This window comes from Salibacterium salarium, assembly GCF_030813635.1.
GTDB lineage: Bacteria > Bacillota > Bacilli > Bacillales > Marinococcaceae > Salibacterium > Salibacterium salarium.
The window spans coordinates 616,379-633,363 of record NZ_JAUSUM010000002.1 but is presented as its reverse complement, the minus strand read 5'-3'; the positions used below and the strand labels follow the sequence as shown (position 1 = coordinate 633,363).

The following is a 16,985-nucleotide window of genomic DNA, read 5'->3' as shown; positions in this document are numbered from 1 at the left end:
GAACTTGAAATATCTAGTTACTCCGTCATGGCTGCTAAATCAACTCGATAGAGACAATTTACGAATAGTAGATTGTCGTTTTCATTTAGAAAATCCGGAACAAGGAAGAAAGGAATACAGAGATGCACATATACCTGGTGCTGTTTACTTTGATTTAGAAAAAGATATGTCGGCGCCTGTTGGTATCCATGGAGGACGGCATCCCTTACCTGAAATAGACGATTTTGCAAATTGTCTTTCGGAAGCCGGAATAGACCAAGACACTACGGTAATTGCATATGACAATCAGGGTGGAGCTATGGCGGCGAGATTTTGGTGGATGTTGAGGTATCTTGGACATCAAAAAACGTTCATATTAGACCGCTCATTTTCTCATTGGGAGCAACTGGATTATCCGCTGGAACAAGAAGTACCTTTCTATGAAAATAAAAAGTTCACACCACAATTAGAGCCGAACAATCTTGTACATTTAGAAGAAGTCAAGCTATCATTACAACAAGATGAAATTCAATTAATCGATGGAAGAGATGATAAACGGTATGAAGGAATAGAAGATAATGTGGATGGAGTTCCTGGTCATATTCCTGGAGCAAAACAATACTTTTGGAAAGACGTCCTTGATGAAAATGGAGTTTGGAAAAACACTGAAAAATTGCAGGCTCATTTTAAAAATGTAGCTGACGCTGATCAAATAGTGTCTTATTGTGGTTCTGGTGTTACTGCATGTGTAAACGTGTTAGCTTTAATGGAGGCAGGCTATAATTCTCCGAGGCTTTATGCAGGGAGCTGGAGTGATTGGACATCTTATGATGACCTCCCAATAAGTAAAGGCTAATATTATAAAGAGACTTACCAAAACGTTTTCTGCAGGTAGCGCCTCACTTTCCCTCAAACGGGATTCCCCGTTTGAGGTGATTTTCGATTACTGTTCGTTCTGCGGCACTTATCAATTTTTTGAAACCTTTTAAGAAGAAGGGTTGTTTACTTTGAGCAACAGAAGAAATGATGCATGCAAGCTGTAAAATGGCTTGCCGTCACGTTCGTCTTTCATGCCATTTACTTCTAGGAAGACGCCAGTTGAATTGAACAGAAAGCATACGACAGAGGATGATAGCAGCTAATAATGTTAAATAACCTGGCATAGATTGTATCCATCCCATGCCTACCCCAATACCGGCAAGCATCGTCCAAGCTATATATATTTCATGTTTTAGAAATAGAGGTTTTCTCCCAGCTAACAAATCACGAATCATGCCTCCCCCTGTTCCAGTAAGAGCGGCAGCTGCAATCGAGGCGCTTAGAGGAAGATTCATCTCCTGAGCAAATATAGCTCCTTGAACCGCAAAGGCTCCAAGACCTATAGCATCAAAGAGAAGCCCCCATTTCTGCCAAGTTTCAAATAGAAATGCAGGTAAGAGAAAAGCAAAGGTCATAATTAAAAAGGCAATAAAGAATAATGTTCCTTGTTCCCAAAGCGCTGTAACAGGTACGCCAATTAAGATATTCCTAATTGCTCCTCCGCCAAATGCTGTAACAAAGCCAAGAATATATATTCCCATAAGATCATAATCTTCTTCCATTGCGACAAAAACTCCACTAAGAGCAAAAGCAATGGTTCCGATAACGTTTAATATATCCCAAGTCAAGAAAACTTTCTCCTTTCCATGAAGAAACATATAATATTATGCCGTTCCAAAAAAGAGCTTGGCCTTTGTATGGGCCAAGCATAAGCTAAAATCTTCCCGATTTAAAAATCGCATACAGTAACCATAAAAACATAAGAAAAGAAACGATAGAACTTATCTCAATGACAGGTAAGGTGACTAGGGGAGAGGAAGAATCTCCAAAAGTAGAACCAATAATCATACCGACCATAATGATACTAAAGGCAAGTAAGATAATACTAAACGATAACCGATTACTTATACGATCTAATTTATTGAGGAAAATGTTGATTTTAGGTACTTTCATCTCTATTCCAATATGGCTGTTATTTAATTTCGCCAGTGCATCCCTAACTTCTCTTGGAATATCGAAGAAATATTCTTTTTGTCGTTGGCCTTCCTTGATCCAATCTTTTACATTATTTTTAGGATTAAACTGCTCTTTCGCGAGTTTTTTTCCGTAAGGTTCCGCAATTTCTACAATACTAATGTCAGGATCAAGGCGTTCGACGATACCTTCAAAAGTGATAAATGCTTTAGCGAGCATCGTATATTCTTTATAAATTTGAATCTCATAGCGATGAGACGTTGCAAAAATATCATTGATAGCTTCACCAAAACGTATCTCATGAAATGGGCGATCATAATACTTTGAAAGTAAATAATGAACGTCTTCGGCAAACTGATCGTGATCTATCGTATCAGGAATATCTGCCATCTCGTATATAGCAGCGGCTACTTGATCAGGCTTTTTTCGTGTCATTGCGATTACATAATTAATAAAATGTTTTCGCATTTCTTTATTTAATCGACCGATTTGTCCAAAATCAATAAAACTTGCTTTTTCATAGTCAGTAAAAATAATATTCCCTGGATGGGGATCGCTGTGAAAGAAACCGTCTATCAATATTTGATGTAAAAAGGCATCCGTTAATGAACGGGCTAGTGCTTTTTTGTTAAATTTTTTATTGGAATAAGTCAATTCTGAAAGCTTTATTCCTTCTAGAAAGGTCATGGTTAACACACGGCGGCTTGAAAAATCTTCAAACACAGCGGGAATCTCCAAATGAGGAAAGTCAGCCATGTTTGCCCTCATTTTCTCCGTATTTCTTGCTTCAACATAATAATCGACTTCGTCTCTTATGGCATCAATATACTCTTCTGCGATGTCTTGTAAACGATAGTATCGTGCCCACTGAAAACGTTGTGTGAACAATTTTGCCAAATCACGAAGGATATCGATATCTTTTTCGATAACTTCTTTAATGTGAGGTCTAGATACTTTGACAGCTACTTCTTCTCCATCATAGAGAACAGCTTTGTGGACTTGTCCAATAGAAGCGGCAGCAATCGGTGTTTCGTCAAACGAATCATAAATCTCTGTAAGTGGATGCCCAAGGTCGTTTTCGATAATCTGTTTAGCATCTTCAAATGCGAATGGGGGTACTTCATCTTGTAGCTTTTCCAATTCTTCAATGACAGAAGGAGGAAATATATCTTTTCTTGTACTGATTAACTGGCCAAGTTTGATAAAAGTCGGACCTAGTTCTTCTAATACGAGACGAATGCGTTCACCGATTGAATGCATATTAAATTCATTTGGATCAGAAGCGAGTCTTTTCGGAAGAGATAATATATGGAAAAGTCCTACTTCTTGTAAAATATAACCGAATCCATGACGAGCAAGTGTGGCTGCTATTTTTCTGTATCGATTGGCATGTTTTAAACCACGTGTTAATTCCATATGAAAATTCCTTTCCACCGAATAGAAAGTTAAATATCAACAATCCATTTGGTGCTTACTGCTTTTCATCATCCGTTCGGTTATGATTGTCTGTTGATAATTGTTGTTCTAAGGAATGAAGTTTTTCTTCGATACGTTCAATATCCTTTTCCGTAGCCAATCCCATTTCCTTAAAGGAATCCTGCATTTTATCTTTTGCTTGACCGGTCCACTCGGATTGAGTATCCACTCCGCGTTTCACTAGTTCATCTTTCCACTGTTCTGCTTCTCGCGGTGTGATTTTTCCTTTTGAAACAAGGTCATCAACATATTGCTGAACTTTTTCTTTACCATAAGATGCAGCTCCTAGTCCTAGGAAAAACCCTTTTTTTAACATTTCATTCATGGGGAAACGCTCCTTTTTTAAGTGCTATAAAATAGTGTAAAAAGACTTCCCTGTAAATAGATCCGTCTATTCAGGCAAGCCTTTTTTTGCAAGTACTATTTACATCTTTAACCGTTGTCTCTAATCATTAAATAGATAAACAAAATCAAAGTTATAACAGATAAAATCGTGAGTCCTGTTATGAAAGCTGGTTCAGCATCGTTCCAAGCATTAACCGAAGCATACGCATTTGACGGTACGATAAAGAGAGCAAAGGCAAGCAATAACATGGTCAGTCTGTTTCTCATAAGTAACTCCTCCTTTTACAATTTTTGAAGTTAGTATGTACAAAAGTGTAATCAAAGATAGGATATAATCAATTTTGCAGTATCCATATCATTACATAGAATTATTCCATCATCACTTATTATATCGATAGAAACAAAAATTATCAATATAATCAAATGATTATCCCTTTCCGACTTAACAAGTACAAAACTTTTCATGATTGGAAAACATGTTATAATAGGTAACGGCTTTTTAGAACGTTTGAACATATAGAATAAAAGAGTTTTTAGGACATAGAAAGGACAATAAATATGAGCAGGATTCACATTGAAGATATCATCATTGCTAATCAAACTTTAAAAGATGTAGTCACCCATACCCCTTTACAAAAAAACCATGTATTATCAGAACGTTACGATGCGAATATTTATTTAAAAAGAGAAGACTTGCAAGTTGTTCGTTCATTTAAAATTCGAGGAGCTTATCATTTAATGCACAGTCTATCAAAGGATACGTTGAAAAATGGAGTGGTTTGTGCCAGTGCTGGTAACCACGCGCAAGGAGTAGCGTATTCGTGTAAAGCATTACAAGTACAAGGGAAAATATTTATGCCGACAACAACACCGCGACAAAAAATAGGACAAGTAAAACTGTTTGGCAAGGAATATGTTGAAGTCATTTTAACCGGCGACACATTTGATGATTCCTATGCTGAAGCAACATCTTATTGCGAAGAACATGAAATGGCATTTATACACCCGTTTAATAATGAAAAAATTATAGCTGGTCAAGGAACGGCGGGTATGGAAATAATGAATGATATTGAAGAACAAATCGATTACTTGTTTTGTTCCATTGGTGGAGGCGGACTGATTTCTGGAATTGGAACGTATGTTAAATCGATTTCGCCGGAGACAAAAATTGTAGGGACAGAACCAGCAGGTGCTCCCGGAATGAAGGAGTCGCTTCGTAAGAATGAAGTGACGGAATTAAAGAACATGGACAAGTTCGTTGATGGAGCCGCGGTGAAAAGGATTGGAGATATTCCTTACGAAGTCTGTCAATCAGTTGTAGATGATATATCTCTTGTTCCAGAAGGGAAAATATGCTCAACTATCCTCGAGTTATATAATGAAAATGCTTTAGTGGCAGAGCCGGCCGGTGCTATGCCGATTTCAGCTCTTGACTTCTACAAAGAAGAAATCAAAGGTAAGACTATAGTGTGTGTTGTAAGTGGTGGAAATAATGATATTGGGCGGATGGAAGAAATGAGAGAAAAATCGTTACGTTATGAAGGGCTTCAACATTATTTTCTTATTGATTTTCCGCAAAGAGCAGGGGCGTTAAGAGAATTTTTGCATGAAGTACTGGGTCCAGAAGACGACATTACAAGATTTGAATACACAAAGAAAAATAACAAATCAAATGGACCCGCACTCGTGGGAATTGAATTGAAAGATCCAAATGATTATCAGCCTCTTATTGAAAGTTTGCAAAAGAAAAAATTCCAGTACAATGAAATAAATAAAGATGAAAGTTTATTTCATTTTCTTATTTAACCTTCCTAACCAAAGGAAGGTTTTTTTCTGCAGTCAAAAAGCTGCAGTGATTTGGGGCAATTTTACGTTTATGATATGAGGTTTTTGAGTAATGTTTAAATAAAAGAAAAGGAAGGAAAATAAAATATAGGAGGGATTGTGGTGATTGTAAATGACGCTGGTTCATATTTTGAATTAATTCCACAGCATGAACATGCCAGAATAGCTGCGCTGTTTTTGGAGCATTGGAAAGACCCTGCCTTATATAACGGGAAGCGGTGGAATGAACTGTTGTTTGCTGTACGGCACCATGATAGAGCATGGATACCGCTTGATGCTGAGCCGTTATTAGATAGTCACTTCAAACCATATTCCTTCATCGATTATCCAGAAAAAGAGAAAATAAACGCTTATGAAAACGGAATTGAGGATGTAACTGACAAAGATTTATATAGCGGTCTCCTAGTTAGTCGTCATTACGCATCTTTTTTTGATTCGAGTCAAACAGTGACAGGCCGGACGTTTTTACAATCAGAGCGGAAACGTCAAGATAATATACGGAAAGAGTTACATCATCCTCATACGGAAGAATTTCACATGAAAGTGTTACAATTCTGTGATGATATTTCATTATATGTTTGTATGAACAAACCAGGAGCAGCCAAGAATGAAGAAGTAAGTTGGTTTAAAAATGGGTTTCGACAAAGATTTGTATTTTTAAATAATAAAAAAATACATGCTCATTTCCATACGAATGATACAATAAATATAGAGCCGTTTCCGTTGTTTTCAAACCTCGAGATAACGATAAATGGAATTATTATTCAAAAACAAAAGCTAGTTGAAAAAGGGATGAAAAAGGCTTATCGCGATGGCAAACCATGCGTTAGGCAATTTCGGTTTGTATATTCTAATACAACGGAAGCTAACACCAACAATGTATAGAAAGGGGTTAACAATGTCATTGAAAACAAAGCAAATCATTGCATTAGTAGATGAAGATTTTGAAGATTTAGAGCTGTGGGGTCCAGTAATGCGTTTACGTGAAGAAGGGGCAAATGTCATATTAACTGGTAAGGAAAAAGGAAAAACATATTACGGGAAGTACGGTGTACCTGCAGAAGCGGAAGCTAATTTTAGTGATATCAATCCTCAAGATTTTGACGGTATTCTTGTTCCAGGAGGTTGGGCTCCTGATAAATTACGTCGGTTTGATGAAGTGATTCATATGGTTCAGCATATGGAAGAGAATAAAAAAATTATCGGACAAATTTGTCATGCGGGTTGGGTGCTCGTGTCAGCAAATATTTTAGAAGGAAAGAAAGTAACAAGTACACCTGGAATTAAGGACGATATGAAAAATGCTGGTGCGATTTGGAGTGATGAGGAAGTAGTTGTTGACGGCAACATTGTGTCGAGCCGCCGCCCACCTGATATTCCAGCATATTGTAAGGAACTTGTAAAAGCGTTTATGAATAATTAGGACAAACGGAGAACCTGGTTCCAAGAGCAGGTTTTCCCCTATAATATGTAAGGCAGTATTTTTTTAATGTTGAGAGGGTTTTAAATGAATGAAATAGATAGTGATGAATTTAAAAATCAAAATCAGGGAAATACGGCAGTTGTATTTTTTTACACTCCCTTGTGTGGAACTTGTAAATTAGCTCAACAAATGATGGAGCATGTAGAAAAAATTTATGGTGGTTCTTTATTTTATAAAGCTAATATAAATCAGATGCCCGATATAGCAAAAAAAGAAAAGATTGAAAGTGTTCCTTGTTTAAAACTATATAAAAACGGACAAGTTATGGAAACAATTTATGCGTTTCATTCTATTCCTTCTCTACTTAAAAGGTTACAACCGAATTTAAAACAGTTTATAAAAACCAATAAATAGAAGGAGAGTGAGAGAAGTAAATGCAAGCCCCGGAGTTTGAATTGGAAGATATGTTTGATCAAAAGCAGGTGCAGCTTAAAGATTTCAAAGGAACACCGATAATGCTCACGTTTTGGGCATCTTGGTGCCCAGACTCTAAAAAAGATTTAGCTCAAAAGCAAGCATTTTATGATAATCTTGATGATACAAAGTTGCAATTTTTAACTATAAATGTAACGGGAAGGGAAGGGAAAATAGAAGATGCCGCTTCTTTTATGAAGAGTAGTAACTACACGTTTCCGGTCCTTCGAGACAATAACACTAAAACATATGATCGCTATCAATGTATGGGTGTGCCAACAACGTTTATTCTTGATGAAGAGCTGAATATTATAAACAGATACAATGACAAAGCAACATTTTTAGATATTATGAACGGGATAAAGTCTTTAATAAACTAATACACCCGATCTTATGAGAAAGGTCGGGTGAAGATTTTTTAAGGTTTTTTTGCTGTTTTCACAACTTGTTTCATTTGTTGACTGTTCGGATAATTATTTGCGTCATATTGATCCATGACTCGTGCAGTATCGTAGGAAACTCTTTGAATATCAGCATGAAAAGAGGAATTATCGACTTGCAGCAAGACGTAAGAAGGGCGAGGGTCGCCATCAAACGGTAATCCGACACTTCCGGTGTTAATAAATGTTGTATCCCCTACAGTTCTTATATATGGTGTATGAATATGTCCATAAACAATCACATTAGCACCATTGTTGATAGTTAATTTTTCAAATAATTCTTCATCTGTAGCATCCACGGTTACGATATCGAAAAAACTATTTGGAGTAGCATGGAAAGCATGCATTGTTACATTTTCATTTAATGTTTCGAGAAAAGATTCTGGTAATTGTTTTAAGTAGTTTATATCATCTGATGATAAACGTTCGACTGTCCATTCTTTCTCTTGATTCATCAATGCTAGTGCAGACTCTGGTACTTCACCTTTTTGAACACCCCTTGTCACCCATTCATCGGCGTTACCTTTTAGTACTTTTGCCGGAGTAGAGCGAACTGTTTCTAAAGCATTTTTGGGTTCTGGTCCTCGATAGCATAAATCGCCCAGTATATATATTTGATCGATATTTTTATCTTTCAAGTCATTTAGAACAGCTTTTAAAGCCCGTGCGTTTCCGTGTATGTCAGATAACAGTGCTATTTGCATGTAATGAAACCTCCCTAGTTAAATGTATAGTTTTTATAAGTGTACATATCTTTATTATACATTAGAATTCGGATTGCAATAACCCATCATTTCCGTTATTTCCAGTTGGAAGAAAACAATTGTATTGTGTTACAATCAGTGGTATGCAATTGACTAGATACAACAAAAGATATTAGAAAGGAGCGAACTATATAATGAAGATTAAATCTATAGAACCGACTCCGAGTCCAAATACAATGAAATTAATATTAGATGAGACACTGCCGGTTGGTGAAAGCAATAATTATACATCAAAAAAACTTGAAGAAGCACCTGATTTTATAAAGCCAATACTTGAAATTGAAGGGATTACTGGTGTTTATCATGTCTCGGATTTTATGGCAGTTGAAAGACATCCAAAATCGGACTGGGAGGGACTTCTTTCTCAAGTTCGAACTGCTTTCGGTGAAGAGCAGTCCCATATTTCTGAAACGGAAATGGACGCTAAAGAAGCGTTTGGTGAAGTGAAAGTACAGCTTCAGATGTTCAAAGCCATTCCTATGCAAATAAAGTTAATAAATGCGGAAGAAGAGAAACGTCAAGGTTTACCAGAACGTTTTCAAACAGCAGCATTTAAAGCTCAAACGGATGAAGACAACATAGTGATGCAAAGAAGCTGGGAAGACCAAAGTGTTAGATATGGGGCCGATTTAGAAGAAATTGGAGAAGAAGTTGCTGAAGAAATTGCAGCTGCTTATCCTCAAGAGAGACTTGATACACTTATTCAATTATCTTTATCCGGTGAAGAAAACGCACAGCAATTTGAAGAAAGATTTATAGAAGTAACCGAAGAAATGCTTGACGATTCGGACTGGAAAAATAGATATGCAGCGTTGGATAAAATGAATCCGAAAGAAAAGGACTTACCCGTTCTTGAAAAGGCGTTGCATGATGAAAAATCTGCAGTGAGAAGACTTGCTGTTGTTCACATTGGCATGATTGAAGAACCAATCATTTTACCATTGTTAAGGCAGGCAATGCAGGATAATTCGGTGACGGTAAGACGGACAGCAGCCGATTGTTTTTCTGACCTAGGCGATCCCGCCGGAATCCCAGCTATGATAGAATCTTTACAGGATAAAAACAAACTAGTGCGCTGGAGAGCTGCAATGTACTTATATGAAGTAGGTGATGAGACAGCAATAGAATCACTCCGGGAAGCTGCTGATGATCCTGCATTTGAAGTGGCGTTACAAGCAAAATTGGCATTAGAACGAATTGAAGGCGGAGAAGAAGCGAAAGGTTCTGTCTGGAAACAAATGGCCGAACGAATGGAAAGAGATAAAATATAAGAAATTGGCCGCCTTTGATGAATAAAGAGGCGGCTTTTTGAGAAGAAAAACCTGGATACTTTTTTATAATAATTTGGTTATATTATATCTAATGGGAGGATATACAGATGACAAAAACAGAAGTCAAAGAACGTTTACAAGAGGAACAATTAGACGAAGTACTAGAACTTATTGAGGAAGCAGAACAAGGAGAGCTAGGAGAATTAGAATTAGTTGAATCATTAGGGCTGCTTCGTAATGATACGTTGAATAGCGAAGTTATTAACGTTTTACAAGAAGAAGGGGTGAAGATAACTTACATTCCAGCTGAGGAATAAAAGGAGTATTGGTTGAATGCGAAAAATGCCGAGACGAAATATTTCTGAAAAAGCAATATCTGTTTGGAGAATTCGAGGTGCCATTGATTCGTGTTTATATTTATTGCTGCTCGTAGGACTTTTCTTCATTTTTTCTTGGTACGACATTTCGATGTATTACTTATATATAAGTAGCGGTGTTGTTATATTAGCTGGAATTTGGGAAATTATTCTGCTTCCACATATTAGATGGAAAATATGGCGCTATGAGGTTTTTGAAAAAGAAGTGGAATTGTTACGAGGGATTTTCATTGTCAAACATACTCTTATTCCAATGTCCAGAGTGCAGCATGTTGATACGGAACAGGGACCCATTTATAAAAAGTATGGTTTGACTACGGTAATGATTTCAACAGCAGCCGGCGCTCATGAAATTCCGGCTTTAACAGAAGAGGTTGGTATTGAACTTAGAGACCAGATTGCAGAACTGGCCGGAACGGATGAAAATGATGACTGATTGGAATAGAATGAATAAAATTTCGATCTTGTTAATGTTCATGATGAAAATAAAACAGTTATTCATTCCTTTATTTGTTTCATTGTTTGCGGGTGGAATAAATGAAATAACAGGGTGGATATTTCCTGTTTTCATAGTTGTGCTATTGGTTTATTGTTTTTTCTACTGGTTTTATTTTAAATATCAGCTTGAAAATAATGAACTAAGGATAGAAAAAGGAATTTTTATCAAAAAACGCCGTTATATACAAAAAAACCGGGTTCAATCAGTTGCTGTTCATTCCCCATTACTTCATCGAATGTTTAACGTTGTAAAAATAAAAATTGAAACAGCAGGTGGAGGGATGGAAGCAGAGGTTGAACTTATAGCGATTCCTGAAAAACAGATAAATGATATAAGACAGAGTTTAGGAAAGCAAGAAGAAAGAGAACAGATGGAAGTAAATCAAAGAGAGCGAAATAGTGATTCCCAAGACGAGGCACGAGTAGCTGATAATGACGGTACGATTATCGAGGATGTACCGATGAAAACAATCATACTTTCAGGGGTCACTTCAGGTAAGGTAGGTCTTGTTTTTTCAGCAGCAGCCGCAGTCTTTTCTCAAATAGATCAATTGTTGCCAGCGGGATTTTACGAAAAATCATATGGTGCTTTGTTATCGATGGGAACCTTTCTGTTGATAGGGGCATTTTTAATGCTAGCACTTATCGCCTGGGGGATTTCTGTACTTTTGACTGTCATACAGTACGGAAATTTTAAAGTCATAAAGTCAGGAAATAAGATAATCATATCCAGAGGTTTATTAGAAAAACGAGAATTGACATTGCAGTTAGATAGAGTAACTGGTGTTCGATATGTCAGCAATCCAATTAGGCAATGGTTTGGTTACTGGAGCATATACGTTGATAGTGCTGGTGGTGGAATAGAAGAAGAACAATTTTCGACAGTTTTATTACCGCTGGGTGATAAAAATCGGGTGCAACGATTGGCAGAACAGATACTTCCAGAAACTAATTTCCAAACTGAAATAAATTCGTTACCAAGAAGGGTTGCGTTGCGATATATGCTTCGAGCTTCTTTCGTATGGTGGATTCTTTTCTTTGCTATCGTTGTTTGGGTTCCTCGTGGTTGGTTATTTATTCTTGTTCCCATACTTTTCACTTATATTGGTTGGCAGCGTTATAAAGACGCAGGTATATTTTTATCTTCAGAATACTTAGTAATCCAAGCGAGAAATTTTAATTTAGCACGCAATATTTTACCTCGGATGAAAATTCATTCTTTGACCTACCAACAATCTTACTTTCAAAAGCACAGACAGCTCTACAGTTTATCAGCTAATATTTTATCGACAACAGGAGGACGCACTTACAGGTTGAAAGATATTGAAACAGGAGTCTATCCTAATTTGTTTAACTGGTATGCAAAACGAAATAACAAAAAACGGCAGGTATTTTAACCTGTCGTTTTTTGTTTACTTATGATTCATGATCTTTTGAATAAGCGCTAGTGTAGGTAGATATCCGTCGTTCACCATTGTCTGTTGTATATTCAAACCGATCATATACATAGTCTTGTGATTCAGCTTTTAATATTCTTTCGTAATGATGCTGAACAATTAAAGTTTTCCCTGACTTCTGAAATGTAATGAAGTTAACTCCTTTAAATGAAGAAGCCCCTTCGGATTGTAGTAATTCATACAATAAACGGTTATGGCAGTGAAGTAAGTCATCTCGTGTAAAGCCAAGAACTTCAATGTCTTGCAGAATACTTTTACGAGCGGGATGTTCTAATTCATTCAATAAAATAGTAAATGGTTGGAATTGTTCTTGATGAACTCGTATTGTTTCGTTTTGGTGAAGACTGTAAGATTTTCCCTTTTCATCTTTAAATGTAAAACCATGATCATGGGATACATTCAACCATTTCCCTGATTTATGAATTTCAAATTCAAAAGGGCATCCTTCTAATTCGAGTTCATCACCGTAGGTAGGTTCATACAAAAAGGCATGGCCATCTTTTTTATCGATATAGTAATACACATATTGATCTTTGTGTCCAAGTTCAGGTGTTGTTACATCTGACTCATAGGTTTCTCCATAGTAAGACCCTATTTCTTTCCACTTACTAATTAGCTGAGTATAATCGTTAATTTTTTCGTCAAAATCATCAATTAATGTTTGAATAGCAGCAATGACAGATGTATTAAAGTCCATATTCCACGTTTGATCAGGAAGCGTAATTTTTGATCCCGTAACGACGATGGAGGAATCTTTTTTCTGTTTAATCGTGTCTGCTTTTTCGATATCTGGCGCTTCAGCTACCCCTAATATAAAAACTTGACCAGACCAAATTTTTTTAGGAGGGGTGAAGACTTCCTCTAAGGTTCCGTAATATATTCCTTCTGATCCGATATTGACGAGGACCGTGTTTCCAATATTTTTTGTAGCTTCTAGACGCTTCATGAAAACCCTCACTTTAACATGTACTATACGTATTTGTGTTCAATACATTTATTATACGAAATAAAAGGGGGTTTCGGCAAGAAGGACATCCATCTATCTCAGTGAGTGAACAATTATTCTGAGTCATTATTGTTTTTTTTCACTCGATATCTTCTTTGATTGAGCTCGAGCAACTGTTCCATCTTATTCACTTTGGCATACTCTGCTTTTTCTCTTAGTGAACGGGTATTTATTTCCATTTTCACAAGCGCCTCATAAATTTGTTCGATTTGTTCCTTTCTATTCTCTTCAGAAAGAGAAAGATAGGTATCTACGAGTGAAGGAATGTCGGTTTGGAGCATACGTTTTATCGTATAACGTTCTTCGATGTCTAAAGAATCGAACATATAACCAGTGAGGTGGGTTTCCTCTAAAAGTTGTTTTAAACGGTTTTCCAATAGATCATCGAGTGTTTTCCAATCCGATTTTATTTTATTGTCAAGCTGTTGAATAAAATGAAACGGTTCTTCTGAAGAATGAATAAACTCTTTATCCTCCTTAGGCTCTTGAGCTGGAGAAGATGTCACTGTTTCCGTTGGTTTATTTTCAATTAATCCTCCAAGGAGGGCATCATCAAGTAATTCGAGTTTATCCATAATCCCATTGAAATACTTAGATTTTTGAATACCTCTAACGTATGTCTGCCCATTTTTAATATATTGAACAGTCGCCTCTTTATAGCGTTTCTGCTTGCTTTTTGGTGCATACGCTTTACGTATATATTCGATGACAATCCTTTTTTTTAGGGCTGCTTCTGATTTGTGGGTTTCGTAGCTTAATAATTTCATTCGCTTTTGATTAATTTTTAATCGGAACTGAAAATTTTTTCCATTTTTTTTAAATGTTTGTGCCGATTTTACTTGTTTTCCATATTCGATTAACCGATTTAAAGCTGCTTCTGTTTCTTGGATAAGAACTATACCGTGAGCTTCTGAAAAAATATGATCGTCTACGGGGCGGAGGTGATCTGGTAAAAATTTCTCCAACCAAGGATGCATAAGCCAATCTTTTGACAATGTTAATCACCTTTTTCTACAAATCTTTCAATAGAAGGGATTCATTATATTAATTTAATAATTTTGATTTCATTTGCTGATTTAATTCGTCTAATTCACTAATAAATTCTTTGCCAGATTGAACGATACGTTCATTAGATTGTTCCGTTAACTGAATGGCAGCATACACGTCTTCATATGCCTTGCGGAACGTTTCGATAGCTACGGCTGGTTCCTCTAACGTTTTTAAAGTGTCTTCTGTATTCGTTTTTAACATCTGGGCGTTATTTAAAATCATATTTTCTGTCGCTTCATTAACATTTTGGACGGCATTAATGACTTTGCGTTGGTTCCCTAGTGCGAGTTGGATAGATGCAGTAACGGTAATAATATTTTTTGTCATCGTTATGGCGTTGAAAATAGCTTCCTCGAGTTTTTCGTTGTTGTCTAAAATTAAGTCGACAGAAGCAAGGGATTGTTGAAGGACCATGACAGCTTGATGCATGTTTTTTACGCGCGATATAACTTTCTCCTGCCCTTTTTGGAGTGATGTCGGATTATCCTGCCATTCTTCTTTTGTCATTTCTTGCTCAAGCATTTCATTTAATGCATTTCCCGTTTCGATTTGTTGTTCAAGGTCTGTGATTCGTTCTTTTGCAGTCTCTTTAAGTTGCTCCAGCATAACATTATCTTCTTGAAGTTTATCTCTACCAGAAAGTAGGGCTTCTATTATATTTTCGACTTGTGCTTCGACGGTCTCATATTTTTGAGCATACTGTTCCATGGGACTTTTTCTTAGTAACTTATTCCATGTTTTTTTCAATTTTCCCTCTTTTAAATGTTCAGGCTCTAATTCGCCTACTACGCCTTTTAACTCGTGTAATTTTTCTGGTAATTCATTATCTTTTTGATTCATCATTTCACGGACAGGTCTTTTTAACGCATCTAAAGAGTCACCTGCCTTTTTTTGTTCTGTTTCTCCAAGGCTGCCAATAGCAGATAATAGTTCATTGGAGTCAGCTTCATTTTTAAAGCGTTCCATAAATTTTTCTGCTTGCTTGCGAGTTTCATCAGAAGATTGTTCTAACGGTTGATTGTGTTCATTTTGGCTCAACGTTGTCCCTCCAAACTAAAAAATTATCTATATAAAAAATTTAAAAATCACCATATTAATCAAGTGTTGTCATTATATTATATCATTTTTTGACACCCTTCGTAGCATATTGCTTTTCTTTATTCTATATTTTAGATACGATGTAATTTATAATTAGATTCAAATTTAGTTAATTTTCTATGAATAAGGAGAGGATGTATCATGTTTAATAAGTACTTTGCGCTTCATGAAGCCAACAACATACTACCGAGTATACGAGAAAGCATGGCTCATCTTCAGCATTTGCAAAAAGAGTTTAAGACAGCTTATCATCATCTGCAAGCTATAAAAAAGGGAAGTTTTGAAGATGAAATAACAAATAAAGAAGATATTTTTATGCTTGAAGCTTGGATCGACTTTCTTGAAATACAAGCGCAACACTTTATTCAACAGTTAGAAAAACATAGCATCTATGTGAAGAGTATTGATGATGGGCTTGTTGATTTTCCGGCCAGATTATATGGAAAATCTATTTTTCTCTGCTGGAGACAGGGAGAAGAGTATATTTCCTATTACCATGAATGGTTCGAAACATTTAATCACAGAAAAAAAATCACCTTAACAGATGATGATTAAGGGAGGAAAAAAATGTGTCTTATTGTTTGCGGGTATCATGTTCACGAAGATTTCCCGTTGATTATCGCAGCAAACCGTGATGAATTTTATGCAAGGCCTGCTGAATCTCTTCACTGCTGGCCGAATTCACCTATTATAGCTGGCCGGGATAAAGCAAAAGGCGGTACGTGGATGGGTGTAACGGAAAGCGGACGGTTTGCTGCTATAACCAATGTGAGAAATCCATACGAAGCACCCTCAAAAAAATCACGAGGAGATATAGTTAAAGATTATCTCAAGACAGAGAAACCAGATGTTTTTTTAGAAAATTGTAACAAAAAAGGCGATCAATACGGAGGTTACAATTTTATTGGAGGAAACTTAGATGAACTTCTCTATACTACGAATCAAAATAACTATGGTAAATATGTTCTAAAATCTGGTGTTTACGGTTTAAGCAATGCTTTTTTAGATACACCGTGGCCCAAAGTTAAAAAGGCAAAGAATCGATTTTCACATATTTTGAAAAATAGGGAAGATCATTTAACATGTGATGTGTTCTTTGACATGTTAACGGATACAAAGCAGGCAGAAGTAGAATCGTTACCAAATACCGGAGTGGAGCTGTCTTTAGAGCAGCAACTATCTCCTCTCTTTATTAATATGAAAGAGTACGGTACTCGGTCTCAAACGGTTTTAATGGTTTCAAAAGACGGTTCTATGATTATGGAAGAAAAAACATATCGTGAACAAGGTATATTAGACCGTCACACTAGAATTGAAATTCAAATGCAACAATTATGAATATTGTTGCATAAATAGGTATAAACATACTATATTAATTCTTGACCGTAATAAAAGAAATGCAGGTTAAAAGCGCATAGTAAACGCTTACAAAGAGAAAAAATATTGTGAAATAATTTGCCGAAATGTCA

At 36.3% G+C, this 16,985-nt stretch carries 20 protein-coding genes; 12 read left to right on the top strand and 8 right to left on the bottom strand.

Annotated elements, in window-relative coordinates:
• Positions 1-4 precede the first annotated feature (4 nt).
• Entirely contained in the window at positions 5-835 is an 831-nt protein-coding gene (locus tag J2S78_RS08940) for a sulfurtransferase (protein WP_306897919.1), read from the top strand.
• A gap of 199 nt (positions 836-1,034) precedes the next feature.
• Here J2S78_RS08940 and J2S78_RS08935 read toward each other — a convergent pair whose 3' ends face one another.
• The 4 genes from J2S78_RS08935 to J2S78_RS08920 form a co-directional block, all read right to left on the bottom strand.
• Positions 1,035-1,646, bottom strand: a complete 612-nt coding sequence (locus tag J2S78_RS08935; protein WP_306897918.1) for a trimeric intracellular cation channel family protein — start codon at positions 1,644-1,646, stop codon at positions 1,035-1,037.
• An 85-nt stretch (positions 1,647-1,731) separates the two neighbouring features.
• On the bottom strand, positions 1,732-3,408 hold the full coding sequence (locus J2S78_RS08930; protein WP_306897916.1) for an ABC1 kinase family protein: 1,677 nt from the start codon (positions 3,406-3,408) through the stop codon (positions 1,732-1,734).
• Positions 3,409-3,463: 55 nt separating this feature from the next.
• Positions 3,464-3,793 (bottom strand): phasin family protein, encoded by a 330-nt coding sequence (locus tag J2S78_RS08925; protein ID WP_306897913.1) that lies wholly within the window; start codon positions 3,791-3,793, stop codon positions 3,464-3,466.
• A gap of 107 nt (positions 3,794-3,900) precedes the next feature.
• Positions 3,901-4,080 carry a hypothetical protein gene (locus J2S78_RS08920; RefSeq protein ID WP_125555448.1) on the bottom strand — a complete coding sequence of 60 codons (180 nt, stop codon included), beginning with the start codon at positions 4,078-4,080 and terminating at the stop codon, positions 3,901-3,903.
• A gap of 291 nt (positions 4,081-4,371) precedes the next feature.
• Between J2S78_RS08920 and ilvA the strand changes: the two genes are divergently transcribed.
• From ilvA to J2S78_RS08895, 5 genes are all read left to right on the top strand, one after another.
• Positions 4,372-5,619: a threonine ammonia-lyase IlvA gene (gene ilvA / locus J2S78_RS08915; RefSeq protein WP_306897911.1), complete on the top strand. Its 1,248-nt coding sequence runs from the start codon at positions 4,372-4,374 to the stop codon at positions 5,617-5,619.
• 141 nt (positions 5,620-5,760) lie between these two features.
• On the top strand, positions 5,761-6,543 hold the full coding sequence (locus J2S78_RS08910) for a DUF3891 family protein (RefSeq protein WP_306897909.1): 783 nt from the start codon (positions 5,761-5,763) through the stop codon (positions 6,541-6,543).
• Positions 6,544-6,556: 13 nt separating this feature from the next.
• On the top strand, positions 6,557-7,081 hold the full coding sequence (locus J2S78_RS08905) for a type 1 glutamine amidotransferase domain-containing protein (protein WP_306897908.1): 525 nt from the start codon (positions 6,557-6,559) through the stop codon (positions 7,079-7,081).
• A gap of 84 nt (positions 7,082-7,165) precedes the next feature.
• On the top strand, positions 7,166-7,495 hold the full coding sequence (locus J2S78_RS08900; RefSeq protein WP_306897906.1) for a thioredoxin family protein: 330 nt from the start codon (positions 7,166-7,168) through the stop codon (positions 7,493-7,495).
• A gap of 20 nt (positions 7,496-7,515) precedes the next feature.
• Positions 7,516-7,935: a TlpA disulfide reductase family protein gene (locus J2S78_RS08895; RefSeq protein WP_306897905.1), complete on the top strand. Its 420-nt coding sequence runs from the start codon at positions 7,516-7,518 to the stop codon at positions 7,933-7,935.
• Between the two features lie 38 nt (positions 7,936-7,973).
• Here the strand turns inward: J2S78_RS08895 and J2S78_RS08890 are convergent, their stop codons facing one another.
• Entirely contained in the window at positions 7,974-8,699 is a 726-nt protein-coding gene (locus tag J2S78_RS08890; RefSeq protein WP_306897904.1) for a metallophosphoesterase family protein, read from the bottom strand.
• A 194-nt stretch (positions 8,700-8,893) separates the two neighbouring features.
• Between J2S78_RS08890 and J2S78_RS08885 the strand changes: the two genes are divergently transcribed.
• From J2S78_RS08885 to J2S78_RS08870, 4 genes are all read left to right on the top strand, one after another.
• Positions 8,894-10,030 carry a conserved virulence factor C family protein gene (locus tag J2S78_RS08885; RefSeq protein WP_306897903.1) on the top strand — a complete coding sequence of 379 codons (1,137 nt, stop codon included), beginning with the start codon at positions 8,894-8,896 and terminating at the stop codon, positions 10,028-10,030.
• A 107-nt stretch (positions 10,031-10,137) separates the two neighbouring features.
• Positions 10,138-10,347 carry a hypothetical protein gene (locus J2S78_RS08880; protein ID WP_125555440.1) on the top strand — a complete coding sequence of 70 codons (210 nt, stop codon included), beginning with the start codon at positions 10,138-10,140 and terminating at the stop codon, positions 10,345-10,347.
• 16 nt (positions 10,348-10,363) lie between these two features.
• Positions 10,364-10,843 (top strand): PH domain-containing protein, encoded by a 480-nt coding sequence (locus J2S78_RS08875; RefSeq protein WP_306897901.1) that lies wholly within the window; start codon positions 10,364-10,366, stop codon positions 10,841-10,843.
• On the top strand, positions 10,788-12,302 hold the full coding sequence (locus J2S78_RS08870) for a PH domain-containing protein (protein ID WP_306897899.1): 1,515 nt from the start codon (positions 10,788-10,790) through the stop codon (positions 12,300-12,302). The genes J2S78_RS08875 and J2S78_RS08870 overlap by 56 nt, the downstream gene beginning before the upstream one ends.
• A gap of 19 nt (positions 12,303-12,321) precedes the next feature.
• Here J2S78_RS08870 and J2S78_RS08865 read toward each other — a convergent pair whose 3' ends face one another.
• The 3 genes from J2S78_RS08865 to J2S78_RS08855 all read right to left on the bottom strand — a co-directional run bounded on the left by J2S78_RS08865 (position 12,322) and on the right by J2S78_RS08855 (position 15,384).
• Entirely contained in the window at positions 12,322-13,308 is a 987-nt protein-coding gene (locus J2S78_RS08865; protein ID WP_306897896.1) for a DUF2777 family protein, read from the bottom strand.
• 113 nt (positions 13,309-13,421) lie between these two features.
• Positions 13,422-14,363, bottom strand: coding sequence for a hypothetical protein (locus J2S78_RS08860; protein WP_306897894.1), 942 nt, complete (start codon positions 14,361-14,363; stop codon positions 13,422-13,424).
• A 49-nt stretch (positions 14,364-14,412) separates the two neighbouring features.
• Positions 14,413-15,384 carry a toxic anion resistance protein gene (locus J2S78_RS08855; protein WP_306898764.1) on the bottom strand — a complete coding sequence of 324 codons (972 nt, stop codon included), beginning with the start codon at positions 15,382-15,384 and terminating at the stop codon, positions 14,413-14,415.
• A 273-nt stretch (positions 15,385-15,657) separates the two neighbouring features.
• Between J2S78_RS08855 and J2S78_RS08850 the strand changes: the two genes are divergently transcribed.
• The gene (locus tag J2S78_RS08850; RefSeq protein ID WP_306897893.1) at positions 15,658-16,071 is read left to right on the top strand and encodes a DUF2203 domain-containing protein; all 414 of its coding nucleotides are present in this window, start codon (positions 15,658-15,660) and stop codon (positions 16,069-16,071) included.
• 12 nt (positions 16,072-16,083) lie between these two features.
• Positions 16,084-16,854 carry an NRDE family protein gene (locus J2S78_RS08845; protein WP_306897891.1) on the top strand — a complete coding sequence of 257 codons (771 nt, stop codon included), beginning with the start codon at positions 16,084-16,086 and terminating at the stop codon, positions 16,852-16,854.
• Positions 16,855-16,985 lie beyond the last annotated feature (131 nt).